The following is a 26,446-nucleotide window of genomic DNA, read 5'->3' as shown; positions in this document are numbered from 1 at the left end:
TCACTGTGTCACGAGAAACCGCCTCACCGGAGATTCTCGCGCTGGATCGGTGGATCGTCGCTCAGTTCGGGCTTTTACAAGGCGTTGGGACCCCACCTGAATTGCAGAATCTTCCGCTGACTCAAGCCATCGACATGATCGAGCGTATCGCTGCACTTGACCTGCATGGATATGCCGATCGTTGGGTGGAGATCGATGACCTAAGTATTGAGCGGGCGGCCGCACGCGCCCATGGATTTAGAGTGATCCTGGAGCATCGGATTGGAGATGCACTCGATAGAACTTACGAGGGCTTCCTCTCGACAGGCGGTCCAAGGCCGGCAAGCATGTTAACTGCTTATGGATGGTTCTACCGGTGGCTATCTTGGCGTGGTGGGGAGAACTTCTCTCCTGCCCTTGCGCAGATTGTATTGGACAATGCTCTACAAAAGTTTCAGGTGCCGAGAGACGTGTTTCCCAAACTACCCAGGAAACGCCCTAGCGTAACGCTGACGGAGGCGGCAAGAGAATGCCGGATGAGACCTGGAACACTCCGAAAGATTCTGAAACTGCAGGATGGAATTCGCCCGGAAAAGCGCAAAGGTAGTCCGGTCAAGGTCAACAATGAAACGTTAGCTGCGATTGTAGCGGATCTTGAGTCTTCGATAAGACTTGAGGGGTTACCTCAGGTCTTGGGTGTTGGAATCGCCATGGTGAGAAAGCTTATCAGGGCGAGAATTTTGCCGATATGGGTGCCAGGGGGCGTAATGGGGGAGAAGAGCCTTTATTTGTTACGACGGACGGACGTCGAGGAATGGCTGGAGAGATTGGCTGGCGTTTCTGGTACTGTTTCGCGGATTGATAAGGAGCAAATCTCAATCGCTGACGCACCCAAGGCGCTCCACGTGAAAGTTGTTGCGCTCGTAACCGCCTTGATGGAACAGAGGATCCAGTGCAGTGGACGTCTTGCTGAAGCACCTGGTTTGGCTGGTATCCTCGTCCGAGTTGCCGATGTTCGGCCGCTTGCCTCGTCGAGTGCTAGAAAAAACCCCTACGGTAAAAGAGGGCCATACAAGAAACGCCTTAAGCAGACCTCTACTTCTAATGAAATCAGAAGAAGCACAGCAGTACCAGAATCAACCAAAAACGATCTCCCACAGCGCTAGGAGATAATACTAACATCCAATCCATAACTGGCCCCACTCCGGTGAGCGCCCCCTGAACAGCAAGCTTGCGCCAGCGGAAGAGCTGGTTGGGCGCCACCCCATGCCGGAGGGCGACCAGACTGACTGTGGCGTCGGATTCGTAGGTCTCCTGGACGATGGACAGCTTCTCGGAGGCCGTCCAGCGGCGACGGCGTTGCGGTACGTCAAGAACCTCTAACTTCGAGCAAGAACCAGTCATAGACCTAACTCTACTCCTATCTCCTAGCGAGGTGGGAGATCGTGTTCGGTCTATTCGGGGGCTACTTCAGAACTACGAGTTGAAAGTCCTCGGTACACGCATCGCACGGGAACACCCCTAGAGATTGTGCGCTGGCACTGGCCCAAGCTCCGATTCCATGTAGCTCAAAAGCATGCTGTATGTCGTACGGCAGCGATTTGAGCTACAGGTTCGCCTCTGCGACTATTAATTAGACGACATTCTCCCTCGATATGGGAGCTTAGACATTCTGCATAGCTCGCTAATTTCTTCGGGCAAAGGGCGAATATGGGCGCCACATCAGCTAGCTAATGAGGGCGCTCACAATCACCTATAGCGCGCCTCAAATGATGCCAAAGCCCGCCTCACCTCTTGAGGCGGGCTTCTTCGCGATTAATCCGGAACGTTACCTTCATCCTTGCGGCTTGCATTGGAAACGTCACAACCAACGAACAGCATTGCAAGAGCCGGGTGGCACCTCTTCATGCCAGCTGGTGTTCGAAGCCGACCATGCCGCAATGCCTCAGATGCGCCGGGAACGGCTATTCGGGCGCGTGTTCTGGAATGACGGCAATGGGGCCGTGAGCTGACTGACGGCTTTGACTCGTCGACTGAGGAAAGCGGACAAGTATGTTCAACTCCCTGGAGAGCCTACTTTCTATTGCGAGTTGACATCTATCGTTTCGATCTGCGGTGAGATAGGCATAGAAGATATCCGACCGCAGTCGGTTGAATATCGACGGTGAAGAAAATTCTTAATGTGAGCCCTCTGACGCCTATACTAGCCCAACCCAGCGTTGGAACGTTTTCCACAGCCGAACCCACCACCGCGAATTGCGGGCAGCCTCGCGGTAATGCGCTTCCCGCCTGCGATGATCTGACTTCAGTGCTGCGACTGTCTGCGCAGCGCTCATGGCGGGTGCCCAATCGACCTGCCCTTCTGTGATCAGATAGTGGGAGCGGCACGGCAGTTGTCCGCTGCCGATCGAAGGGCGGATGGTCGGCCGTCCGTTCCGCTCGGTCAGGGTCCATCCGGCCGGGCCGAGGGAAACTGGCACCTTGCTGCCGCAGCCACACGCGCAAAGGTGCACCGCGACCTTGTACTCGTCGGACGCGTAGACGACGCCGGGTTCCAATGCCTGCGGGACATAATGGACCTTCTCGAGGCGGAAATCACTCATTCGGTCGGTTCCACGAACAGCTTGAGCAGCGCGGTATTCATCAGCAGATGATACGCTGGCTGCGCCTGTGCGTAAAATCCGCAATGCTGCTTGAAGCGCAGCATGGCGAGGCTCGCATTGAGTGCGTTCAGCTCCGCGATTTGGATGTTGGTGCGGTACTCGTCACCGGGTGGATCGGTGAGAGGGATCAGCATCTTGCTGCGGACCTTCTCTGCTTCGCCGGGCAGCAGCACATTGGTGCGGACCATGCCAGCGAGGGCGCCGTTGATACGGACAAGCCCCATACCGACATCTACGAAGGGTATGCTCAGACGGATAAGCAGGTCGAAGATGTCAGCGCGCGCGCTGCCGCTGTCGATGCAGACGAAGGCGAAGGTCACTCCGGCGAAATCAGCGTCGCAGGTGCCATCGATCGCCTTGGCCTCGAGCTTAAGGCCCTTGCGAAATGTTTCGTAGCGCCTCTGGTAGACCTCGGCCTTCGGCTTGCCGAGCTCGTCCTGCAGCAACTGTCCCGGGGAACGGAAGGCGTTGTGGACGTGGAACGGCTTCGGGTCAAAGCCTCGGATCCCGTCGACGTTCGTCTTGACGAGGTAATCCAAGACATAGGCGCCGGTGCCCCCTAGTCCGATGACGGCGACGTCCTGGCCATTGAATTTTGCCGACAGGTCTCCGATCAGTGCACGACTGGTCAGCGTATCGCGGAAATGGAAGACGCTCTCCGGGCCGGCATCGTCGTCGACGTTGAAGGTGAAAGGGTTCGCTTCCGAAAAACGGTGGCGCGCAGGCCCGGACAGGATCGTTAGGTAGTGTTCAATCTTAACGAAGAAATCCGGAAGGCCGTGCGGCGGCTTGTTGGAGAAGGACCGCTCGACGACGACGTCGGTTTTCGCCAGCGGGACGCTCGCCGTGCCGCTGCCCAAAGACGGGATGGGCTTGCCATTCAGGCCATAGGGCACGCCACCCGCAAAGAACACCTGGTGGTCATTCGGCGCGACGCGGGTGCCATCGATATCCTTCATGGTGGTGACGATCGCGCCCCACCGCAGGTCGCCCGCGGCATCTAGGTAGGGGATGTCGCGGACCACGAGGTAGTTGCTGTCGAGCCGGAGCGCGTAGCCCCGGTCGAGCAACTTCTGGATGTCAGGATTACGACTCGCTAGTTGGAATAACATGGAAGTCGATGCCCTCCTTGGCCTTCACCGAGCCGCCGGGGGCTAGGGTGCCCTCTTTTGGCCTCTCGCCACGGGTGTAGGTCACTGTGGCCCACACGATATAATTGCCCAAAGCAGCTATATCTCGGCCCGATTTGCTTAACAGGTCGGCCCTGTACTCAAATAGGATGCACTGCTCCGCTGTGCCCGACTGACGCAACTGCTCGGCCCGATCGAAAAATCGGGCCGATTTCCAATGACATGGCTTTTCACTAATCTGCCGCTGCACTCGACGAGGATTGCGCGCCTCTGATGTCGGCAGGTAGATGAGGATCACGGCGGCGAGAACTGTGTTTCACAATTCTCGTGCGCACAGACCGCACGTTTCGATGTGGGCGGCCGCTTGCACTTTACGCGGCTGCATTTCCGACACAAGAACTGGTGCCTGAAAGTCTTGAACTCCTCCCAGCGCGCCTTCTCATCCCAAGCAAGATCTCACTGAACGGTGCGCAACACCTACGGCACGAACTAGGTGTGGGTTAGATCGGCGTGGACGCCCTTGAGCTTAGTCACGCCTTCGGTCGCAACATCGCTGTCGGTGTTGAACAGGACGTAGGTGTCCTTGCCTGAGTGCTCGGAGCGGACCTGCCAAGCCGTCGGGAACGGCGTCTTCTCGCTGACGAGCTTGAAGGTCTGGTCACCTTTGGCCCTCCGGCAGCAGACTATCTCCGTGAAGGCCGCGCCGCATCAAACGTGTTGCGACTACTTCGCATCATCTCCTCAAGAAACCATAAGGTCCCAACGATCCGGCCTCTCAAGTACAGGCTGTAGTTTGACTCGATTAGCGCCCCTCAGGCACGAATTACTCTCAAATTTGACTCACCGACGTCTCACAGCCGCCGACAGTACTTTCTCGCCCTTGCACGACGACCTGTAGCCGCTCAATGTGGCGGACCGCGACGGTACCTGAGTTGCGTCGAGAGATTTCAATTTCGGTCGGTAATCCGTCGACCGCCTGCTGATGGGCTGCGGGTCTACTGGATCCTGCCTTGGGCCGCCGCGACATCGTCGAAACTGATCGTACACGCTCTGCCAGGGCGGATACTCGTGCGGCAACAACCGCCAGGGTTCGCAACCGCGCAGAATGTAGAGGATGGCATTCAGGACCAGCCGCAGGTCATGCTTGCGAGGACGCCCACGGCGTGTCGTGGAGGCAAGGAGCGGCGCCCGGATCGTTCACTCCGCATCGCTCAGGTTGCAGTCATAGAAGGAGGCTGTCATGCCCCTTCAGATGGGCTCAACCCGATTTTCCAGACACCCTCTAATCCGCTCCGTGGCTTCGCGCGAGCTCTCGGACCTCCTTCTCCCGGCAGTCCCGGATGGCCTCCATGGGGCTCAGCCCGCCGAGAGCGTCGTCCGGCCGGACGAGCCATTCCAGCCGCATCCACGGCGATCGGATCGGCATCACGGCGAGGATCTCGCGCAGGATCAGGACCGTCATAGAGTCCCGCATCATGCAGGCCGGGACCACCAGGCGCCCGTCCATCTCGACGGCGATCCAGGTGCCCTCCTCGACGGAGCGGCGCAGGTGATCGACCGAGACGCCGAGCCACTCCGCCGCCAGCTCCTCCTCGAGGTAGCCCCCGGCCAGCCGCAGGATCTCGCGCCTAGCGGCCTCGCCTTCCGCGATCAGGACGGCCTCCTCGGGAGGACGAGGGAGCTTCAGCCGCCTGCCGGGAGCGCCCGAGCGGAGTGTCAGGCGCGGCAAGGGCACAGGCTGCCAACCCATATCGCGGAGAGCCTCGCCGAACGTCTGATCCTTCTTGGCATCCTCGCCCTCGGCGGCCAGATCTGTCACGACGGCATCCCGCGGAGTGACGCCCATGGCTCCCGTCGCTCGGACCTGCCGAAGCGCCTCCTGGAACTGCTCGTCATCATCCGCGGCTCCGCTGATCTTCTCGATGGAGCGGACGCGATCAGGGTCGGTGCTCTGACCTTTCAGGCTACCGGACACGCAACGCCATGACTCCTGGGTCTCGTGCTTGACGGCCTCGCCTTCGGCGATCTCGGACAGTTCCTCGGTCGAGGCGGCCAAGGCCTCCAACGCACTGAGCCGATCCCTCAGGGCCAGGACATCTCCCCGGCGGAACAGGCCGTCGGGAAGGCGCGGCAGCTCGTCGATCATCACCCTGTGGGCAAGGGTGGCGTACCCGCCGAGCAGGGCCGCAGCCTCCTCGTGCGTAAGCGTCTCGTCGTCGGTCATGGCGGCTCCGCTGATCTCTTCGATGGTCCGGACGCGATTGGGATCCCTGCCCTTCCCCTTTAGACTGCCGTACAGCGCCCGCCAGTCGGAGGTGATCAGGTCCCCCCTCACCTCGCCGTACACAGGGATCGGGACGCCGTCCACGAGCTCATACCGGCTCGGCTGAGTCCTCACCCATTCCTGAAACTCGGCCTCGCTCATCGGCACTCGGGGAGTCGGGGCCATCCCAGCCTCTGTTTCGTCACAGAACTTGGGAACGGGATAGCCATCCACAAGCTCCCATTTCTCCTCCTGGGTCGCGGCCCACTCCAGAAACTCGTCAGCGGTCATGGGGAGGCGCGGCATCTTCCGATCACCCATAGGCAGTCTCCTCAGGAGTGCGTCGTCTCGGCCTCGAGCGGCCGGCCGAGACGATACCACCTAGCCATGGAACGGGCACGCCCGCGATCCTCGGCCATCACCCAAAGGTCCGAGGTTCGGATCAGCCTGCCCTTGCCGGCGAGGGTCGGGTGCCCATTTGCGCTGCCGACGAGGACGGGGATGGGCATGTAGTGTTCCATCCATCCGTCGAGGATCGTGGCATCGGCGGCGAGGGCGGAAGGATCGGTGTAGCTCGCACGATTTAATTGCCCAAGGCAGCGCCATATCGCGGCCCTTTCCCCAAACCGGGCTGTTTCAGACCGGTTTGGGGACGATTCCATCAATTCCCGACATCCCGGCCAAGGAATACCGCCTTCGGACCGTCGTTCATTTGCAGACCATCATTGACCTGATGAACAGTGCCGCCGAGGACCTCTTGCGCTGCATAACCAGTCGGAGGTCACGAGGGTTTTCGTGTTGCCCCAAACCTCGGTCGGCTCGGCGGCCGAATGTGTTCGCCTCCGAGAGTGATTGATGGGCTAGCCCCTCAGTCACATCTGACAAACACGCTGATGCTGCTGGCGACATCGGCAAGATCGGGCGGCGAGAGGCGTAACGCACTAGAGGCAGCCGGCACCTCAACCCGGGTGCTCTCCAGGAACGTGGTCAGCGCCCCTGCCTTGATGGCGAAGTTCACATTCTGGGGGACATCCCCAATGGCAACCACCGTTTTGAGGGCATTGAGCTTGGATGTCACCACGCCGACGACATTGCCGTTCTCGTCCAGCAGCGGCCCACCGCTGTTCCCCGGCTGAACCGGAGTTGAGATCTGGAGAAAGCGGCTATCGTCCCCGATGCCCGCCAGTGCGGTCACATTGCCCAGCGTGAAGTTGCCGGAGCTCGCCAGGACGCTGTTGAGCGGGAAACCGAAGGCCGCGACGGCTTCCCCGAGACGAACGCCCGCTCGGACAGTCGCGAACTTGTCCGTCGATTGGTCAGACTTCAGCAGTGCCAGGTCGTTGGTCGTGTCACGGGCCAGAATCCTAGCCGGAAGGGGCGAGCCGTTGGAAGGCTTGACCTGGACGGAAGTGCAACCCTCAATCACGTGGTTGTTCGTGACGACATGTCCCTCCCGGGTGACGAAGAAGCCTGTCCCAGAGGACGCACGCTTCTCCTCCTTGGGAGCCGGGCTCGGCACGACAAGGGTCGGTCGCGCGACCACGACACTTTCCGGCCGAGGAACCGGTGCACTCCTCGGGATATATCCCTCCTCCTCGAGGTGCTTGCGCAAGGCCACCGGAAACTCGATGGTCCGCTCCCTCCCGTCCGGACAGGACCCACCCACCTTTGCCACCGTGCATTCGATCAGGGGCCAATCGGTGCCTCTATCGTACAGGGGCAGCATCCGGTTCCAGGCATCATCGAACTCGCCCACGACTGCTTTTGTGGCCACCCAGGCTGCCAGGAACCCATTCGAGCGCCACAGGCTCGGCTCCCGGCTGGCGAGATACTCCATCCGGTAGAGTTCCTGGCGCATGTAGGTTCGGAAGGTCGGATGCGCCGTCACATCGACAAGCCGGTCACCGGAGAGCTTCGAAATGCTCTCGGGCGCCCAGGATCCTGCATACGGCGCGAAGGTGTAGAAGAAGGTCTGGTCCACGCTCAGCAGTTCGGCTGCGCCATCGCCATCAATGTCATCGAAGGTGTAGCCGCCGTCCCCGTCGATGGTCTTGCCTGGGACAACGCGCCACTCGGTTCCGACCTTCGTGGCGATCTTGGTGACAGTGCAGCAATGCGCGCCACCCCAGAAGGACGAAAAGACCACCTGCGGCTCTGCGCTGGTGGGGTCGAGGCGCACGACGGCAACCTCGGCGTTCGGCACCTCGTTCGAGCTTTCCTCAAGGCGCGCCGTAAAGGCGAGACGGCCGTTCGCAGACCCGGACAGGACGGGAAAGCGCCCGCTCTCCTTCCCCCTTGCAAGGCTTGAGACGGTGAGAACCAGTTCGCCGGAGCGCAGATTGACCTGTTTCGAGCCGTCGTACTTTGCCTGGATGAGAGGCTTGAAGGTCGAGGGCTTCCAGACCTCGGCAACGTATCCATGTCCTCGGGTGATGATGGTATCGCTGCGGATTTCGCCCGTGCGGACCAGCGCTTCCTTGTAGGCCCGCGGGTTCGGGATCCGCTCGGGACCGGCGACGATGGCGTACCATCCGTTCGTCGCCTGCATGACCCTGACGGTCGGAAAGCGCCAGCGATAGGCATGGGCAACGCCGATGGCTTCATCGAGGCTCTGCCGGCTGGCCAAAGCAACCCAGCGAGCGTCACCCGAGAGCGTGAAGGAATCCGCTAAGGCCGATGAACCGAACGCACAAATCGCAACGCTAGCGGCAATGGAAACAATACGCATGACAACCCCCGACAGCCGCCACTCAGCCCAACCCACTGCTGACCTGTCAACTCAGAACAACTGCGGAGACGACCTTGCCTACTTGAATCCGACGAGTCGCTGTCCCGCAGACGTTCCGCGTCACTAATCGATGGTGTTCTCGCGCGGGATTACGGGTACGAAACTATCCGTGATGTCTTTGTCCCTAGTCATAGAGCTCGTGCGAGCAGCGCGCCACACGGATCAGGCGCCGCATTTCTCGAAATTCGGAATACTAGGATTCGCGCCAAGCTGGCCACGTTTCGTGGCAATGGATCACGTCTGGCTGTCTCCCGCCCGGGCAACGATCGTGAGCGTTTCCCCGCATTCCACAGCTCAAGAACAAATAAAGAACATTCCGCTGGAGGTCGGAGCATCGGATCAGTAACGTCGCGACTCTCAAGGGAGGTGACGATGACTGACCAGGTTCAGGTCGCGAGCGATACGGACCAGTTGGAGGCTGATGTAACGGCCGTGATCGAGGCCTGCGGTGGCGATCCACGAACCGCCATCAAAGCCCTTCTCGTCGAGCAGCACATCCAGGAGCAACGGATCGAACGTCTCGCTGCGGCCCTGTCGTTCGGGTACGTCCGCGGGCGAACGGGGGTGACGCCGACCCGGGGTGGCTCCAGCCACCGTGAAACCTCCCGATCATGATGATCGCGTGACTTGCTACCGCTATCGGCTGAAGCAAATGAAGAACGGTGAGGCGATCCATGCAACATGGTCATTCGAGAAAATCCCGGTGTCTCATGACACCGGAAGTCGCGGAGAGGCTCTTGGAGTCCCTGCGGCCGACGCGGCATCTCCTCACGCGAACCCTGGCCGACATCCCGATCGGTGGCGAGGAGTACCGACAGATCGATCGGGTTGTTCGAGAGATCGACGGGCTCGCCGAGATCCTGATCGGCGATGTGACTCACTATCATCAGAAGGGGCATTCCATACCAGTGCCCAACAAGGGACATACCGTTCAGGCAATCGGCAGTTGCCCAAAGTCCGGTATTCGCCGCATCACGGACGCTCGGTGTACTTCCGAGATGTGCCACAACCAGACCTACAGCCTTGCCAAGATCATTCCGTCCAGATGAGCAAGGCTAGCCTGAGCCGCTCCTGCGGGTCACCCTGCGGAGCACCCGCGAGACGTCCTCAACAGCATAGGGCTTGTGCAGCAACTCGAAGCCGTGCCGTCCCTCCTCTGCCAGCACATGGCTGTAGCCGGAGGTCAGTACCACCGGAAGTGCTGGATATCGCTGCCGGATCTCCCGCCCAAGCTCGATCCCGCTCATCCCGGGCATCACCACGTCCGAGAAAACCACGTCAAAGCGGGTGTGGTTATTCTCGAGCAGATCGAGAGCCTCGGTGGCATTGGCGGCCCAAGCCGTCTCGTACCCGAGATCCTGCAAGAGCTGCGTCGCGAACTGCCCCACCTCAAGGTTATCCTCGACCACGAGCACACGGCAACCCCGGCCATCTTCCTGCTGCGCACCTGTCCGGGCATAGACGGCAGTCTCGTCAGCGCCAGCCTCGCGCTCAACCTTCGGCAGGTAGAGGGTGAAGGTTGTGCCTTTCCCGAGCCCGCTCTCGACGGCGACATCGCCACCCGACTGCTTGGCGAAACCATAGACTTGGCTCAGGCCCAGACCCGTGCCCTTGCCGACTTCTTTCGTCGTGAAGAATGGCTCGAAAATATGGCTCAGCCTGTCGGTAGGAATGCCGGATCCAGTGTCGCTGATGGATACTGCCACGAACTTCCCGGGAGCGCCCGCGTGCCCGCGTATCGACGGCATATGGGCAAGGGCATCAACATGCACCGTCAGAGTGCCTTCCCCGTCCATGGCGTCCCGGGCGTTCACCGCCATGTTGACGAGCGCTGTCTCAAACTGGACGACGTCGGCCTCGACGAAGCAGCGCTCGCAAGAGATATCCGTGATGATCTTAATGCGGCTTCCCACGATGGTGCGCAGCATGTCCGTGACTGCCTGGATCCGTTCGGGCACGTCGAACACCTCGGGCTTGAGCGCCTGCCTGCGGGCGAAAGCCAGCAATTGTCCGGTCAGCTTGGCGGCGCGATCCACCGTGTCAGTGATGGCGTCGATGTAGCGGCGTCGTCGCTCCTCGGGCAGGTCGGGCCGGCGCAGGAACTCGACAGACGAGCGGATGATGGTGAGCAGGTTGTTGAAATCGTGCGCCACCCCGCCCGTGAGCTGGCCTACCGCCTCCAGCTTCTGCGACTGACGCAGCGCCTCCTGGGCTTCGAGAAGCAGTTGCTCTCGCGCCCTGTAGTCCGCGAGGTCGCGGCCGACGGCAATGAAGTTCTGGCCGTCCGGCTCGGGCGAGACGGTCCAGCCGATCGGCTTCCACTCCCCGCTTGACGTCAGGATCCGGTTCTCGAAACGCGTTGGCTGCTTGGTCTCCCCCATCGACAGTAGTGCAGCCACGGTCACCCCGACGTCGTCGGGGTGGATGATGTCGGCATAGGGGTTGGTGAGCAACTCCTGCTCCGACCATCCCAGCACCCTCGTCCAGGCAGGGTTCACCGCGCTCATCCGGCCCTCGTAATCCGCGCGGGCGAGCATGTCCTCCGTCAGGGTCCAGAGGTGATTGCGCTCGGCCGTGCGCGCGGCGACGCGCTCCTCAAGCGTCGCATTCAGGTCGCGAAGGCGTTCCTCGCTCTCGCGCAGGGCTTCCTCCATGAGCTTGCGGTCGTGGATGTCGACGGACGCGCCGAACCAGCGAACGATCTCGCCGGTGCCCGGATCGCAGTACGGTTCGCCACGGACGAGAAACCAGCGGTATTCCCCCGCCGCAGAACGGATGCGATGCTCGACGGAGAAGGTGCCGCCTGTCCGTCTGGCCTCGTTGAACGCGGCCATCGTTGCCATGCCGTCATCCGGGTGAACGTAGTGCGCCGCCACATCGGCTGCCGTTGTCGGCTCATATGTCACGCCGGTATAGCTGCTCCATTGGCGGTTGAAGAACTGGGTCCGTCCCTCCCCATCCGTGATCCAAACGATCTGCGGGACGGCATCGGCCATCAGCCGGAACTGCGCCTCGCTCTCGCGCAGATGTTCCTCAGCGCGTGCCCGCTCCACCGCCGACCAGGTCCGCGAAGCCGCGTCCTCAATGAGCGCGACCTCCTCGGACGACCACTGGTGGGCATCGCGGAAGTTAACGTAGAGCGACGCCGTGAAGCGGCCGTCCCGGACCAGCGGCACCGACACGAACGCATCGGTCTCGATGGCGGCCCAGGTCGCATGGGTTTGCCTCGGGTCGGCCGCGATGCTGTCGCAAACTTCGGTCTGCCCGCTCCGTTGGCGCGCGATGCTATCCGGTCCGAAGCTGCTGAGCGCGAAGGTCCCGATGAGAGGCTCGACCCCATCGGCATAGCACGTCTCGCACACGATGGTCTCGCCGTCCGCCTGCACCTCGCTGTAGCCCGTCCGGTTTGCTCTCAAGTACAGCCCAAGTGCCTCGACCGCCGCCGCCATAATGGCGCGGGGATCTGTGAGGTCGCCGAGAGCCTCCTCGAGCTTGATGCGGAAGGACTGGCGCCGTTCGGCAAGAACCTGCCCCGTTGTCTCGGCGACGGCGCAGAACATGCCAGCCACCTGGCCGCTCTCGTCTCGGACGGGCGAGTAGGAGAAGGTGAACCAGGCCTCCTCATCGAAGCCCTTGCGCTTCACGAGAAGCGGCAGGTTTTCCCGATAGCTCGCCTCACCGGCCAGCGCCGCGTCGATCAGCGGGGAAATGTCCGGCCAGATCTCTGCCCAGATGTCGTGGAAGCGCTCGCCAAGGGCCGCGGGGTGCTTGGCTCCAAGGATCTCGGCATAGGCGCCATTGTAGAGGAAGCCGAGCTCCGGTCCCCAGGCCACGAACATCGGGAACTTGGAGGTAAGCAGCAGGCTGGTCACCGTACGCAGGGCCTGTGGCCAGGTCTCCGGCGCTCCGAGAGGCGATGTCGACCAGTCGTGCCCGCGCATCAGCGCGCCCATGGTCCCGCCATCGACAAGGAAGCCGCGATCGGCTGCGGGCACTGGCCTATCATCCATCGATGCGGTCCGCTCCGGAAACTGCCGTCTTGCGCCGGCCACACTGTTCCTGCCGCTGGAGGAGACGCAGGCAGGCCCGAACGACCTCGCTGGCATTCTGGTACTGACCCGAGGCGACTTGGCCGCGGATGAACGCATTCAGTTCAGCGGTCGGAGAGAGGTTGCGGGACATGGGAAGGGATCCGGTGACGGGGTGGATCTAACTGCTAACTCGTGACAATCAAGGGACATCCGCCGGCTGCACCGACCGCTCAGAGGTCTGTTCAATTCGGTGATTTGGGCTGCCGCATTGATCAATACTCCGGCACAAGCCGCTCTTCGATCAGCGGAATATCCATGTGGCACGACAGTCCCTCAGGGTCATAGGCGATGCTGATCGTTGCATGACATTGGTGTGTCAGCACCCGATGCAGCAGCGTCGAGCCAAAGCCCCTTCGCCGCGGCTGTTCGACTGGCGGACCGCCCCGCTCCACCCACTCTATGGCAAGCCGGCGCCCTGCTGCCAGATCCCTGACTGTCCAAGCCACAGAGATCTGCCCGCCTGGAGCCGAGAGTGCCCCATGCTTGGCCGCATTCGTGGTCAGCTCGTGCACGGCCATGCCGATCGGCACGGCCAGATCGGCTGAAAGCTCCACGGGCGGGCCCTCAAGGCTGATCCGTTGTTGCGCGCCATCGTCATAATGAGCCAGCTCGTTCCTGAACATCTCGATCAGCGGCGCCGTCTGCCAATAATCCTCGGTCAGGAGGTTGTGTGTGTTGGCCAAAGCGACAATCCGGTCCGCGAACGAGCGGTAGAACTCCTCAACGGAGTGCGTGGAACGGGCTGTCGCCCCGAGGAGACCCTGAACAGTTGCCAGTGTGTTCTTGACCCGATGGTGCAGTTCGCGAATGAGCAGGGCCTGACGCTCGTGTGTCCGCTGCCGCTCCTTGAGATGCGCCTCCACCTCCCGTTGCCGCAGTCTGGCGCGGAGTGCGGAGCGAACAGCGTTTGCGAGAACGGCCGGATGGAACGGGCGCTCGAGAACCGTGACGTTTCCCAGCAACGCGGTGAGGTGTTCGACGGGTGAGCCACCGCGATGGGTGAGCAGGAGGAAAGGAAAGTCGGACCAGGGCGGCTGCCGCTCAATCCATTCCGCGAGCTCGCGGCGATCGGCACTGAGTAGCGCTTCCTCCGTGATCACCGCGCAGGCTGACACATCCAACATTGCGACAAGCGCCTCAAGGTTGGGGCAGGTTGTCACCACTATCCCGACCTCTTCAAGGATCCCCGATGCGACTGCGCCATCTCGTCCATGCGGAGCAAGGATCAGCACGGACACGTCAGCGGCCTGCGTCATTGTCGGTCTCACGCTCCTCAAGAAGCGAGGCGCGTTGGCCCTCGAACGTCGGTACGCCTGTCAACACACCCCGGAACTGCTCCAGCGGCGGGCCAACGCGCAATCCCTGGCTGTCGATCCGAAACTCGCGGATCGTGTCCTCATGTGAGCCTGTGCGCCGCTTCACCACCGACAGCGCTCGCCGGATGCGGCCGTTCGCCTCGAAGAAGCGAAGCAGCACGACCGCGTCACTCAAGTAGGTCAAGTCGATCGGCGAGACCATCTGGCCGACCATCCCGTGTTGCGCCAGGATCAGGATCGTCACCACGCCCTGCTGATTGAGGTAGGTGAGAAGCTCATGCATCTGGAGCACAATGAAGGGCTGCTCCGGCATGGCATTCAGGTAGCCGGTCAGGCTGTCGATCACGACAACCCTTGCTCCATCCCGTTCGACAGCCTCCCGGACCCTCCCGGTGAATTCGCCTGGCGAGACATTGGCCGGATCGATCTGCTCAATGTGAAGCCGTCCGGCTTCAACGTGAGGTGCTAGGTCGAAGCCGACACCCTTGGCTCTTTGCAGAAGAATACCGATGGTCTCGTCGAAGCTGATCATGAGGGCAGGCTCACCACGCTCCAGGGCGGCCCAGAGATAGCCGAGCGCCAATGTGGACTTGCCCGCTCCCGACGGACCGATGACGAGCGTACTGGTGCCACGGCTCAGACCTCCACCAAGGATGGTGTCGAGTTCACGGATGCCGCTGGGGATCGCGTCAAAGGCAAAATCCCTGTGATGATCGGCGGCCACCAGACGGGGAAAGATCCGCAGGCCACCGCGCTGAATGATCAGATCATGGTAGCCGCCCCGGAAGGCGGTGCCGCGCATCTTCGTGACGCTGAGTCGGCGCCGCTCAGCGCCATAGGCCGGAACAACCTGCTCAAGGCGGATGACAGCGTGGCTGATCGAGTGCAGGTTGAGGTCGTCCTGGTCAGAGGTCAGGTCGTCGAGCATGAGGACGGTTGCGTCATTCAGCAGGAAGTAGCTTTTCAACGCCAGCACCTGCCGGCGGTAGCGCAGCGAGCCCTGGGACAGAAGCCGGATCTCCGAGAGCGAGTCGAATACGACCCGCCGGGGCTTCACTCGCTCGATCTCCGCCAGCGCCATCTGCACCGTCTCGCCGAGTTCCAGATCGGAGGAGTAGACCAGGCTTTGCTGCTGCTTCGGATCGAGGCTCAGTTCCGGCGGGACAAGCTCGAAGATCTCGATGCCCTCAAGGGACCAGCCATGGCGCGAGGCGACGGACAGAAGCTCTCGTTTGCTCTCAGAGAGGGTAATGTAGAGGCAGGTCTCACCCGCCGCGACCCCGGCGAGCAGAAACTGCATTCCTAGTGTCGTCTTGCCGGAGCCAGGCCGCCCTTCGATGAGATGAGCGCGATTGGCGGCATAGCCGCCGGCCAGAATGTCATCGAGCCCCGGAACCCCTGTAGGGATAGGTGCAGCATCGGAAGGCGACAGAAGCGTCATGGACAGTCTCAACAGATAAGCGGTTTCGATTGGATCGACGGTCGAACCCCCATGCTGCGCTTCAAATCCAGATCCGTTTCACAGCCGGGTATGGTCGTCATTTAGGGGGCGCTTGCGTGTCCTTGTAGACAGGAGCTTTCGACCTGTCTGTCCACATGTGCACATATGGCTCAGGTTATGTTCACAATTGAACGTAAGCCGCTCTGGCGCGTTGGACGTGCCGAAGCACTGGAGAAAAGACGCCTAATGCACCCTCCAATGATCCCCTCACGCCTCAGGGAGAGAATTGCCAGCAACAACTTGCTGAGCGCTCTCAAGCCGGAAGACCTCGCCATCGTGGCGCCGTCGCTCCAGGAATGGGAGGGCGAAGCCGGAGCCAAGCTGTACCAACCGGGGGACGAGGTCAGGTTCGTCTACTTCCCTTGCGGACCAAGCCTGGTGTCCTTCGTGGTGGAGCTTGAGGATGGTCTGACCGTTGAGACGGCCCTGATCGGACGCGAGGGGGCGGTTGGCGGGATTGTGAGCCAGGGTCGCCTGCCGGCCTTTGCCCGCTCCGAGATCCAGTTCCCAGGCCCCTTCCTGCGCCTTTCGACTGCGGATCTCGAGGAGTTTGAGACCCGATCCGCGAGCCTGCGCCATCTGTTTGCCCGTTACGCGGATTGCATGCTGGCCCAGGTGTTCCAGTCGGTAGCGTGCAACGCGGTCCATACGATCGAGCAGCGGACAGTGAAATGGCTGCTGGCCGCCATCGATCGGACGGGCGATCATGACATTCCCCTGACCCAGGAGCAGTTGGCCAGCATGATGGGGGTTGGCCGAAGCTACGTCAGCCGGGTCATCCAGTCCCTGAAGGGACGGCATCTGCTGGAGACCCGCAGGGGTGGGGTTCGGGTCCGCGATCTGGATGCCCTCGATGCCTTGTCGTGCGGCTGCAACAACGCCTTGCGCCGCCATTTCGATCAGGTGCTGGCGGGCGTCTATCCAACCATTGAGGAGAGTTCATCTCAGAAGGAAGAGGCAGGCAGTAGGCGCCCTGGGTCCCGGATGAAGGCTTAATAGCCACGTGAGCTGTCGCCGAAGACTGTACGGACGGGGGCCGAAGGTGCTTCCCTCAGGCGCACTGTTCATTCCCAAGCCTTACAGGCCAGCCGATTTAGTTGCCGCGGTGCGGACGGTGCTGCCGTCCGGCCAGACCGAGACACCTGCCGAGGCTCCGGTCCCAGTTCTTCCCTCAGCCGTCAAGATCAGCCAACCTCACACGGGCATAGGTGCTGCGGGCGGCTTGGCACAGCCCCTTCCTGAGCCCGAAGAATAGACCTCGACCGAACGCGGCGTTTCGCAGAGAGGGACTTGCGGAACCGTGGCAGACGTAAACTGTGTCGGAACAGCTAGAGTCAGCTCTGGGTCAGGTTCTGCCGATTCCCTACCCTTCAGGAATTTCTGCTGTTCGCCGCTATTGCAGACGTTTGCACTACTTCCGAGAAGTGCCAGAAGGCGACGTTTACGGCTTCTATTTACCTGTTCCATCGTGTCTGCCCTCTCAGAAGACAGCGTACTCGGCCCATGAAACAGGACCCGTACCGGTAGGTTGAGCCCCGTCGTTCCAACACCGCCTGGTTCTGTGCTGCACCCAGAGGGAGGTGGATGGCGCCCGGAGCGAGCCCGACTGCACCCGCTGGGGTGTCGCGGTGCCCGTACATCAGCAGAATCCTCCCTCCACCCAAGGGTTTCTCCGGATTGTGACACTATCTGCCTGATGGCAGGCTGACTCGGCAGCCTCCAAAGTCTCCCTTGGACCCACCCGCAGAGGGCTGCCTCCTGGAGCCGTCGAAAGGCGGCTCCCTTTTCCTCTCGGCACGACGGACGCACGCGCTATCAATCCATTCTACTGACCCAGTAGGTGGCAATAGTCCTTTGACCCTGAACGGTCAGGGGATTTCCGTGCTCCAACTCAGGTGAAACCCCACTAGGCGCAAGCCTGGCAATGGTGGACATTGCAGGTGACCGTTGAAAGAGAGGGTGAACCTTGAGCGAGGTCACCGAGGGAACAGGCGCTATCCTGGACCGCCTCGACAGAATCGGCCTGGCGCTGGAGACCGGCCTTCGGGACAGGCTCCATCACATCCGAAACGTGGGGACCGAGTGGGATGCCCTGCTCCAGGGACTGGCCGCCGATGGACACGCGCCCGGGTTCTACGTCCTGCTCGTTCTCGCGACTACGTTGGTGACGCTTGCAACCTTTCATAGCATCCGATGGCTCCTTTCCCGGCTTGCCTACTGGCCCAAGCGCTCACCGTCCGCTGCCGACCTCGCCGCCGCACTTCTGACACTGGCAGCCGTTCTTCTCATCCTTCGGGCCGGCATCGGGGATGGCATCGTGCGCCAAGTCGCGCGGGTATGGTGCTACGCGACCGTTCTCGCCGTGCTCGTCAAGCTCCTCCTCGCGCGACTGATCCGGAACGCTCCCGACACCGTTTCCGCGCTCGAGGGTCACCGTGCCGCCTTCGCCAGGCTCCTGATCATCGGGTCTGTCTGGGGCCTCTTCGGTCTGGCTGCGATAGCGACCCTTAGGGCCTGGAATGCCGGCCCAGGCACACGAGACATCTTCGGCACGTTTCTCATCAGCACCCCGTTGACGACTCTCCTGGTCCTCACCTATTGGCGGCATCACGAGACCATCGTCCATGCCGTCGCAGGGCGGGAGCCCTCGTCTTCCTCGCGCAGGCGCCTTGCCAAAACGTGGCCCGCACTCGCAATTCTCGCGTTGATCGGCACCTTCCTCGCCCTTCAGATCGCCGCGACGCTCGGCCGCCCCTTGCCCGGACTGGCAATGCTCGGCTCTCTCCTCCTGGTGCTTCTATCTCCCCACGTCGACAGCACGATCGCGGCATGGGTGCAGCGCAAGGACGAGGTCCAGACAGGATCCATCGTCCCGGGCGCTCTGCGCCGGATGACGCGGTTCACCTTCGCGATCCTTGTGATCGGTTTGCTCGTCTACCTCTGGGCACTACCTGCGCTCACCGCGCTCAGTTTCGACATCACCCTTATCCGCGCCAAGGCGGTCGAGATCGTCCTCGTGATCCTCGTCGGAGCGCTTCTCTGGAACGTGACCGCTGCCGCCACAAGCCGTCTGGCTCACACCGAGCCAGGCACGTCCGCCACCGAGGCCGATGAGGAGATCCAGGCTCCCCTAAGCCGCCTCGAAACCCTGCTCCCGCTTCTGGATGGAACGGCGAAGGCCACTATCCTCGTCCTGTCGCTCCTGACCGTTCTCGTCATCCTCGACGTGAACGTCTGGCCGCTGATCACGGGCCTGAGCGTGTTCGGCCTTGCCATCGGCTTCGGCTCGCAAACGCTGGTGAAGGACATCGTGTCGGGCCTGTTCTTCCTGATCGACGATTCCTTCCGCATGGGCGAGTACATCGAGACCTCCGGCGCCAAGGGAACCGTCGAGAAGATCTCGATCCGCTCCGTCAGCCTCCGTCACCCCCGGGGTGCCGTCGCGACGATTCCCTACGGGCAGATCGGCAAGATCCAGAACTTCTCCCGCGACTGGGTGATCGAGAAGCTGGTGTTCCGTGTCGCCTTCGACACCGATGTCGAGAAAGTGCGCAAGCTCTTCAAGAAGATCGGGCAGGAGATTGCCGACAACCCGGATCTCAACGCGGATCTGCTGGAGCCCTTCAAGAGCCAGGGCATCGCCTCCGTGGAGGATGGTACACTCTTGATCCGTGGCAAGTTCAAGGCCAAAGCAGGAAGGCAGTTCGCGCTCCGCAAGGCGGTGCTCTCCGCCGTGCAGGCCGCGTTCCGCGACAACGGGATCCGGGCTGTTCCCAAACCAATGTCAATCTCGGACGAACCAGCGGGGGCACAGTGATCAAGGACAGCACCCAGAAGAACGTGGGCAGGATGATCCGCAACCGTCGACTGGCTTGCTGTATGATCCTCATGCCGCTGCTGACAGCCTGCGCGAGCCCACGTGGCACGCTGCTCCCCGTGGCCAACACGGTCCCAGGCGCGAGCACGGTCGACATGCTGGTGGCCACGACCCGCATGCGAGCGACGGACCCGCAGGACTTCTTCTCGGGCGACCGTGGGCCCGAGTTGTCGTTCGCCGAGTTCACCGTGTCGATTCCGCCGGAAGTCAACCGGAAGGAGGGCGAGGTCCAGTGGCCGCGCAGCGTCCCCGGCAACCCGGCGACCGACTTCGTCACCCTCAAGGCTGACGTGATCGAGCGCCCGCAGGCGCTCGCCTGGTTCCGCCGCACGGTGAGGCAGGTGCCGAAGCGGCGCGTGCTGGTGTTCGTCCACGGCTTCAACAACCGCTTCGACGATGCCGTCTTCCGCTTCGCGCAGATCGTGCACGATGCGGGCACGCCCGTCGTGCCCGTGCTGTTCACCTGGCCATCCCGCGGCAGCGTACTGGCGTACGGCTACGACCGCGAGAGCAACACCTACTCCCGCAATGCGCTGGAAAGCACACTGCGCACGCTTGCCCGCGATCCCGAGGTCCGCGAGATCTCCGTGCTGGCCCATTCCATGGGCAATTGGGTCACGCTTGAGTCGCTGCGCCAGATGGCGATCCGCGATGGCAGGATCGCACCAAAGATCAGGAACGTGCTGCTCGCGGCGCCGGATGTGGATGTGGACCTCTTCCGCGGGGCCGTTACCGACATGGGGCAGGCGCGGCCCTCCTTCACCCTCTTCGTGTCGCAGGACGACCGGGCCCTTGCCTTGTCGAGCCGCCTCTGGGGCGATGCCGTGCGGCTCGGGGCAATCGATCCCGAACAGGAGCCCTATCGTAGCCAGATGGAACAGGCCGGGATCACCGTGCTCAATCTCTCCAAGCTGCGTTCCGGCGATCCGTTGAACCACAGCAAGTTCGCAGAAAGCCCCGAAGTCGTGCGGATCATCGGACGGGAACTCGCCGAAGGCCAGACGCTGACGGATTCGCGTGTTGGCGTCGGCGACAGGATCATTCAGGTCACGGCGGGCGCGGCGGCAGCGGTGGGTACGGCCGCGGGGCTCGCCGTGTCAGCTCCCGTTGCCGTCGTCGATCCGCGCACCCGCGAGAACTTTCAAGGGCACGTCGAGAGCCTAGGGCAGGCCGTGTCGGGAACCTTGTCCCAGTAGCCTCAAGGTCTGCGGACCGGTGCTCACGCCCTAGGGTTTGCCGATGGCCTGCTCGACGATTAGGTCTTCCGCGCTCCGAAGTCAGGGGAACGCCTGATCGTGGGAGGACGCGACTGGTGATAGACTTGCCGCGGGTTCCGGTGGACCGAGGACCAACCGGCAGGAGCAAGGCCATGGGACGGTAGCCGCACTTGTCTGCCAGTCCGCCCTCGACGAGGCCCTGATGGATCTCGAAAAGGCGCGGCTGGCGCTCGCGGAGGCCAGGAACAGGCTGATGGCCATCCGCGAGACGCTCGACCATGCGCTCGACGAAGCTTACAGGCGGCAGTCCTTCGCGCCGCTCGGTGACCTCTTCCGTGAAGAGGAAACCACACTGGCGGCATGCGAGAACCTGGTGGACAGGCTCGCCCGTGCCGAGGAGCGCTGGTGCCTCCTGCGGGCGGCTCTGGCCCAGGAGATTGCCATGATGGCGGCACCCGTCCTACCCCGGCGCTTGAACTGACCGCCTGACGGTTCAGTATTTTCCTGCCAGCATCTCAGGTGTTCCCCCAATATCGATCCGCAACGGACATTCTAAGCTGTCCGCCATGGGAGTTGGTCACGGTCTGAGCCACGAAAGCGCTCCGGTCTGCCTCCCGAACGGAGGACCGTCATGAAACGGATTGCGCTGACCGCTGCCGTTGTCCTTGTCCTGTCGCCCCTGTTTCTGCCCACCGCGAATGCCGCGTCCCTGCCCGGCATCGACAAACTCAGAATGGCCATCGAAGGCTCGATTGACTGGGCTCAGATCCGTCGCGGTGGCGCCGTGCGCCAGGGCTTCGTAGCGCGCGGTCCTCGCGGCGGCGTGGTTGCCGGACGCCGGACGGCCATCGCCCGTCCCGGGTACCGCCCCGTCCGTCCCCTGCCGAGACCCGTTGTCGTCGCCCCAGGCTGGCGCCGTCCTGCTGCATACTGGTGGCGCCCCGGGGCAGCCGTCGCCGCCGGGGCGGCGGTGGGCTTCGTGACCGCAGCCGCCGCCACAGCCTACGTCAACAGCCGCCCGCCAGCCCCCGGCTACTGCTGGTACTACACCAACCCGCAACGGACCCAGGGCTTCTGGGACGTCTGCCCGCGCTGACACACAGGAGGACATCATGGATCTCCGCAACAGCCAGAACATCCACAGATGCGTCGCCGAGGGCATCGGCACCTTCTGGCTCACCTTTGCGGGCTGCGGCAGCGCGGTGATCGCAGCGGCGTTTCCTGAGGTCGGCATTGGCCTGCTCGGCGTCTCGCTCGCCTTCGGGCTGAGCGTGCTGACCATGGCCTACGCCATCGGCCACATCTCCGGCTGCCACCTCAACCCGGCGGTGACGGTCGGCTTGGCGGCGGGCGGACGCTTTCCCAAGCAGGACATCGTGCCCTACGTCGTGTCGCAGGTGATCGGCGCAATCGTCGCAGCGGCTGCCCTCTATGCTATCGCCGTCGGGTCACCGACGTTCGACCTTGCCAAGGGCTTTGCAGCCAACGGCTATGGCGCGCACTCGCCAGGCCAGTACAGCATGATGTCCGGCTTCGTGGCGGAGGTCGTGCTCACCATGATGTTCCTGTTCATCATCATGGGGGCCACTCACGGCAAGGCGCCGTTGGGCTTCGCGCCCATCGCCATCGGCCTTGGCCTCACGCTGATCCACCTCGTCGGCATCCCGATCACCAACACCTCCGTCAACCCGGCCCGCAGCACCGGACCGGCACTGTTCGCGGGCGGCTGGGCACTGGCGCAGCTCTGGATGTTCTGGGTCGCCCCCCTGATCGGCGGTGCACTCGGCGGCATCCTCTACCGCTGGCTCAGCGAGGAGCCCTCGGAACAGGTCACCGGCGTCTCGCCGCCGGCACCGGCCGAATGAGGAAAATGGCGATGACGCTCCTCGACGCCAGACCAAGCTCGAAACGGGCCGAGCAGCCGTATACCGGCATGGCGTGGATCCAGGGCGGCACGTTCCGCATGGGCTCGGACAAGCACTACCCCGAGGAGGCTCCCGTCCACCGGGTTACCGTCGATGGCTTCTGGATCGATCGGACGCCGGTCACCAACCAGGACTTCCGACGTTTCGTCGACGCGACCGGCCATGTCACCGTAGCGGAGCGCAAGCCCGATCCGAAGGATTATCCCGGCGCCTTGCCGGAAATGCTCAAGGCGGGATCCCTCGTCTTCAGCCCACCGGATTATCCGGTCTCCCTAAGCGACTGGAGCCAATGGTGGGCCTTCACCTTCGGCGCAACTTGGCGCCGACCCTACGGGCCTAAATCCTCGATCAAGGGGCTCGACGACCATCCGGTGGTGCATGTCGCCTACGAGGATGCCGCAGCCTATGCGGCTTGGGCGGGTAAGGACCTGCCGACCGAAGCCGAGTGGGAGTTTGCCGCCCGCGGCGGGCTCGACAGCGCCGCGTATGCCTGGGGCGACGAGTTCACGCCGGGCGGGCGGCACATGGCCAACATCTGGCAAGGTGCGTTCCCGTTCCAGAACAAGCGCGAGGACGGCTACGAGCGCACCTCGCCGGTCACCGCTTTCCCGCCCAACGGCTATGGCCTTCACGACATGATCGGCAACGTCTGGGAATGGACTTCGGACTGGTACGCCCCGAAGCATCCCAATGACGCGTCTAAGGCCTGCTGCATTCCGGAGAACCCGCGCGGCGGCCGCGAGGCCGACAGCTACGATCCGCGCCAGCCGCAAGTCCGTATTCCGCGCAAGGTGCTCAAGGGCGGCTCGCACCTATGCGCGCCGAACTACTGCCGCCGCTACCGGCCTGCCGCCCGGCATGCGCAGCCCGTCGACACATCGTCGAGCCACATCGGCTTCCGGTGCGTGTCGCGACGAGGGTCGAACACATGAGCCCCCAGGCTGCACCCCGAGGTGCCCGCATCATGGCCTGGCTCGTGGTCACCATTACGGCTGCCTTGGTCGTGCTGGGCCTCGGCTGGTACGGCTTCTCGGTCGAGGTACATCAGCGCATTTGGCGCGACATCGCCGAGCGCCCAAGCGGGCCGATGTCATTCCGCTTCCTGCTCCAGCCAACGATGGCCTTCATCGCCGCACTGCATGACGGGATCCAGGACGCCAAGGTCCATCGAGTGCCGTACCTACGGGCCATCCTTCGCGACTCCATTGAGCGTGGCGACCGCCTTCGTGAGGGTCTCTTCGCGACGGCTCGCATCATCCTTCTCGGGATCGGCATGGATGCGATCTACCAGTGGCGAGCGATTGGAAACTTTTATCCTGGAGAAGCTCTGCTCATCACTTTCCTGCTCGCCGTGCTGCCGTACCTCCTGCTCCGCGGACCGATCAGTCTGATCGCCCGCCGCTTCGTCCACTCCTCTAATGGCGCGAGGTGACGCGTCATGGCTCCCACGGCAGGAAAGCCGCCCGTCACTGCGCAGTCGGACTCGGATCTGATCTCGGTCGAGCTGTCGTCCCGGCGCACGGGCATGTCGTTTCAGCGCACGCGGATGAGCGCCGACCGCACCCTGATGTCGGTGGTTCGCACATCGTTGTCCCTGATCAGCTTCGGCTTCACGATCTACCAGGTGTTCGACAAGCTGCGGGAAGCGGGCACCATCACCCATGCGGCAGCGCCCCGCAATTTCGGCGTGGCGCTGGTGCTGCTCGGGATCACGATGCTCGTTATCGGCATCGTCTACCACGTGCAGTTCATGGTCGGCCTGCGCCATGAGCGCGAAGCGATGAAGGCTGCCGGCCTCGTGCATGGCGAAAGCCATTTTCCCGTCTCGCTCACGCTGATCGTCGCCGTCGTCCTGCTCGTCATCGGCGTCGCGGCCATCGTGAGCATGATCTTCCAAGTCGGGCCATTCGGTTGAGGAGGCGCCGGCCCGTCCACTTGATCCGCCTTCACGTTTAGGGAGCCATCTATGGCACAGCAGCCTAAGAAGCAAAACGGCAAGCCCAATATCCTCGTCATCTGGGGCGACGACATCGGCATCTCGAACCTGAGCTGCTACTCACAGGGGCTGATGGGCTACCGCACGCCCAACATCGACCGCCTCGCCAAGGAAGGCATGCTCTTCACCGACAGCTATGGCGAGCAGTCGTGCACCGCAGGACGCTCGTCCTTCATCACCGGCCAGAGTGTCTATCGCACTGGACTATCCAAGGTCGGCATGCCCGGCGCGCCGCAGGGGATGATGGATACGATCGTCACCATCCCAGCCCTCCTCAAGAACCAGGGCTATGCGACCGGCCAGTTCGGCAAGAATCACCTCGGCGACCTGAACCGGCACCTGCCGACGATGCACGGCTTCGACGAGTTCTTCGGCAACCTCTATCACCTGAACGCCGAAGAAGACCCGGAGATGGAGAGCTACCCGACCGAAGAGGACATTCCCGGCTTCAGGGCGAGATTCGGCCCGCGCGGCGTCATCCATTCATGGGCAGCCGAGGAGGACGATCCGACCGAGGACCCGAGGTGGGGGCGTGTCGGCAAGCAGAGGATCGAGGACACGGGCCCCCTCACCAGAAAGCGCATGGAAACCTGCGACGAGGAGTTTGTCGGGGCGGCGGTGGACTTCATGAAGCGTGCCAACGCCGACGGCAAGCCGTTCTTCGTGTGGCTCAACACGACCCACATGCACTTCATCACGCACCCCAAGCCGGAGAGCAAAGGCAAGGCAGGCCGCTGGCAGTCGGACTATCACGACACCATGGTCGACCACGACGAACTCGTGGGACGCGTGCTCGACTTCCTCGATGAGCTCGGCATCGCCGACGACACGTTCGTGATGTACTCGACAGACAATGGACCGCATCGCAATTCGTGGCCCGACGCCGGCACGACGCCGTTCCGCTCCGAGAAGAACACCAACTGGGAGGGCGCCTTCCGTGTCCCGATGGTGGTGCGCTGGCCTGGGCACATCGAGGCAGGCTCGATCTCCAACGGCATCGTGCAGCACCACGACTGGCTGCCGACCTTTCTCGCGATGGCGGGCGAGGAGGATGTGGTCGACAAGCTCAAGAAGGGCCATCAGGCGATAGGCAGAACCTACAAGAACCACATCGACGGCTACAACCTTCTGCCATACCTGACAGGCCAGCAGAAGAAGAGCCCGCGCCAGATCTACTTCTACTTCAGCGACGATGGGGACGTGCTCGCCATACGCTACGACAATTGGAAGGTGGTGTTCATGGAGCAGCGGCTCCAGGGCACGCTGGGACTCTGGGCCGAGCCTTTCGTGCGGCTCCGGTTTCCAAAGATCTTCAACCTCAGGACCGATCCCTACGAGTTCGCCGACGTCACCTCGAACGCCTACTGGGACTGGGTCATGCACAACGGCTTCCTGATGTTCGCCGCGCAGGCGGCTGCGGGCAAGTTCCTGGGGACCTTCAAGGAGTTCCCACCCGCTCAGCATGCCGGCAGCTTCAACCTCGACGACGCGATGGCAAAGATGAGCGAAGCCGCGAGTGGCGCGCACCACTGAGACGGTCCGGGCGGCGGGCGATGGCTCGCCGCCCGATTGAAACCCGCAGGCGACCGGAGGATTGCGGTATGGACCAAGATTTTCTTTCATCCTGGGACGAGGGACCGGCCAAACAGGCGATCCTCGACCTCGCGTCGCAACGGTGTGCATCATGAGAGCTGCCGGAG

Annotated in this window: 23 protein-coding genes and 1 pseudogene; 13 read left to right on the top strand and 11 right to left on the bottom strand. The window is 62.5% G+C overall.

The genetic code is table 11. The features are described from left to right. The first annotated feature begins 5 nt into the window (after window positions 1-5). Window positions 6-1,145, top strand: coding sequence for a hypothetical protein (locus IC232_RS08205; protein WP_246812104.1), 1,140 nt, complete (start codon window positions 6-8; stop codon window positions 1,143-1,145). 40 nt (window positions 1,146-1,185) lie between these two features. Here the strand turns inward: IC232_RS08205 and IC232_RS08200 are convergent. The 7 genes and pseudogenes from IC232_RS08200 to IC232_RS08170 form a co-directional block, all read right to left on the bottom strand. After that, window positions 1,186-1,383: pseudogene (locus IC232_RS08200) on the bottom strand (transposase); the annotation flags it as partial. A gap of 794 nt (window positions 1,384-2,177) precedes the next feature. Next, window positions 2,178-2,582: a DUF6527 family protein gene (locus IC232_RS08195; RefSeq protein WP_190844443.1), complete on the bottom strand. Its 405-nt coding sequence runs from the start codon at window positions 2,580-2,582 to the stop codon at window positions 2,178-2,180. Then, a complete protein-coding gene (locus IC232_RS08190) occupies window positions 2,579-3,754 on the bottom strand; it encodes a ThiF family adenylyltransferase (protein WP_190844442.1) in 1,176 nt (391 codons plus the stop codon). The genes IC232_RS08195 and IC232_RS08190 overlap by 4 nt, the downstream gene beginning before the upstream one ends. Before the next feature lie 858 nt (window positions 3,755-4,612). Continuing rightward, window positions 4,613-4,966: a transposase gene (locus IC232_RS33225; protein WP_409564899.1), complete on the bottom strand. Its 354-nt coding sequence runs from the start codon at window positions 4,964-4,966 to the stop codon at window positions 4,613-4,615. An 88-nt stretch (window positions 4,967-5,054) separates the two neighbouring features. Beyond that, window positions 5,055-6,356, bottom strand: coding sequence for a hypothetical protein (locus IC232_RS08180; protein WP_190844441.1), 1,302 nt, complete (start codon window positions 6,354-6,356; stop codon window positions 5,055-5,057). Window positions 6,357-6,367: 11 nt separating this feature from the next. After that, complete coding sequence (locus IC232_RS08175) at window positions 6,368-6,544, bottom strand: hypothetical protein (RefSeq protein ID WP_190844440.1); 177 nt, start codon at window positions 6,542-6,544, stop codon at window positions 6,368-6,370. A gap of 359 nt (window positions 6,545-6,903) precedes the next feature. Further along, window positions 6,904-8,763 (bottom strand): S1C family serine protease, encoded by a 1,860-nt coding sequence (locus IC232_RS08170; protein WP_190844439.1) that lies wholly within the window; start codon window positions 8,761-8,763, stop codon window positions 6,904-6,906. 432 nt (window positions 8,764-9,195) lie between these two features. Here IC232_RS08170 and IC232_RS08165 point away from each other — a divergent pair, with 432 nt between their 5' ends. Together IC232_RS08165 and IC232_RS08160 are read left to right on the top strand one after the other, a co-directional pair. Beyond that, window positions 9,196-9,438 carry a hypothetical protein gene (locus tag IC232_RS08165; protein ID WP_190844438.1) on the top strand — a complete coding sequence of 81 codons (243 nt, stop codon included), beginning with the start codon at window positions 9,196-9,198 and terminating at the stop codon, window positions 9,436-9,438. A gap of 122 nt (window positions 9,439-9,560) precedes the next feature. Continuing rightward, complete coding sequence (locus IC232_RS08160) at window positions 9,561-9,872, top strand: hypothetical protein (RefSeq protein WP_190844437.1); 312 nt, start codon at window positions 9,561-9,563, stop codon at window positions 9,870-9,872. A gap of 6 nt (window positions 9,873-9,878) precedes the next feature. On the opposite strand, the gene IC232_RS08155 is transcribed toward IC232_RS08160, so the two are convergent. From IC232_RS08155 to IC232_RS08140, 4 genes are all read right to left on the bottom strand, one after another. Next, a complete protein-coding gene (locus tag IC232_RS08155) occupies window positions 9,879-12,776 on the bottom strand; it encodes a PAS domain S-box protein (RefSeq protein WP_246812122.1) in 2,898 nt (965 codons plus the stop codon). 49 nt (window positions 12,777-12,825) lie between these two features. Further along, a complete protein-coding gene (locus tag IC232_RS08150) occupies window positions 12,826-13,005 on the bottom strand; it encodes a type II toxin-antitoxin system ParD family antitoxin (RefSeq protein ID WP_190844435.1) in 180 nt (59 codons plus the stop codon). 121 nt (window positions 13,006-13,126) lie between these two features. After that, complete coding sequence (locus IC232_RS08145) at window positions 13,127-14,170, bottom strand: sensor histidine kinase (protein WP_190844434.1); 1,044 nt, start codon at window positions 14,168-14,170, stop codon at window positions 13,127-13,129. Continuing rightward, window positions 14,154-15,671 (bottom strand): ATPase domain-containing protein, encoded by a 1,518-nt coding sequence (locus tag IC232_RS08140; RefSeq protein ID WP_190844433.1) that lies wholly within the window; start codon window positions 15,669-15,671, stop codon window positions 14,154-14,156. The genes IC232_RS08145 and IC232_RS08140 overlap by 17 nt, the downstream gene beginning before the upstream one ends. Window positions 15,672-15,971: 300 nt before the next feature. Here IC232_RS08140 and IC232_RS08135 point away from each other — a divergent pair, with 300 nt between their 5' ends. From IC232_RS08135 to IC232_RS08090, 10 genes are all read left to right on the top strand, one after another. After that, window positions 15,972-16,727: a Crp/Fnr family transcriptional regulator gene (locus IC232_RS08135; protein WP_312895127.1), complete on the top strand. Its 756-nt coding sequence runs from the start codon at window positions 15,972-15,974 to the stop codon at window positions 16,725-16,727. Window positions 16,728-17,697: 970 nt separating this feature from the next. Next, window positions 17,698-19,548 carry a mechanosensitive ion channel family protein gene (locus tag IC232_RS08130; RefSeq protein WP_190844431.1) on the top strand — a complete coding sequence of 617 codons (1,851 nt, stop codon included), beginning with the start codon at window positions 17,698-17,700 and terminating at the stop codon, window positions 19,546-19,548. Then, window positions 19,545-20,804 carry an alpha/beta hydrolase gene (locus IC232_RS08125; RefSeq protein ID WP_409564886.1) on the top strand — a complete coding sequence of 420 codons (1,260 nt, stop codon included), beginning with the start codon at window positions 19,545-19,547 and terminating at the stop codon, window positions 20,802-20,804. The genes IC232_RS08130 and IC232_RS08125 overlap by 4 nt, the downstream gene beginning before the upstream one ends. A gap of 223 nt (window positions 20,805-21,027) precedes the next feature. Beyond that, on the top strand, window positions 21,028-21,306 hold the full coding sequence (locus IC232_RS08120) for a hypothetical protein (protein WP_190844430.1): 279 nt from the start codon (window positions 21,028-21,030) through the stop codon (window positions 21,304-21,306). Between the two features lie 150 nt (window positions 21,307-21,456). After that, entirely contained in the window at window positions 21,457-21,921 is a 465-nt protein-coding gene (locus IC232_RS08115) for a hypothetical protein (protein WP_190844429.1), read from the top strand. 16 nt (window positions 21,922-21,937) lie between these two features. Next, entirely contained in the window at window positions 21,938-22,690 is a 753-nt protein-coding gene (gene aqpZ / locus IC232_RS08110) for an aquaporin Z (RefSeq protein ID WP_190844428.1), read from the top strand. Between the two features lie 11 nt (window positions 22,691-22,701). Next, window positions 22,702-23,682: a formylglycine-generating enzyme family protein gene (locus tag IC232_RS08105; RefSeq protein ID WP_190844427.1), complete on the top strand. Its 981-nt coding sequence runs from the start codon at window positions 22,702-22,704 to the stop codon at window positions 23,680-23,682. After that, window positions 23,679-24,182 (top strand): hypothetical protein, encoded by a 504-nt coding sequence (locus IC232_RS08100; protein WP_190844426.1) that lies wholly within the window; start codon window positions 23,679-23,681, stop codon window positions 24,180-24,182. Before IC232_RS08105 ends, IC232_RS08100 begins: the two co-directional genes overlap by 4 nt. Before the next feature lie 6 nt (window positions 24,183-24,188). Then, window positions 24,189-24,665 carry a YidH family protein gene (locus tag IC232_RS08095; protein WP_246812103.1) on the top strand — a complete coding sequence of 159 codons (477 nt, stop codon included), beginning with the start codon at window positions 24,189-24,191 and terminating at the stop codon, window positions 24,663-24,665. Window positions 24,666-24,716: 51 nt separating this feature from the next. Beyond that, a complete protein-coding gene (locus tag IC232_RS08090; RefSeq protein WP_190844425.1) occupies window positions 24,717-26,279 on the top strand; it encodes an arylsulfatase in 1,563 nt (520 codons plus the stop codon). Window positions 26,280-26,446: the final 167 nt, after the last annotated feature.

This window comes from Microvirga sp., from assembly GCF_014699075.1.
Lineage (GTDB): Bacteria > Pseudomonadota > Alphaproteobacteria > Rhizobiales > Beijerinckiaceae > Microvirga.
This window is presented reverse-complemented; position numbering and strand designations above follow the sequence as displayed.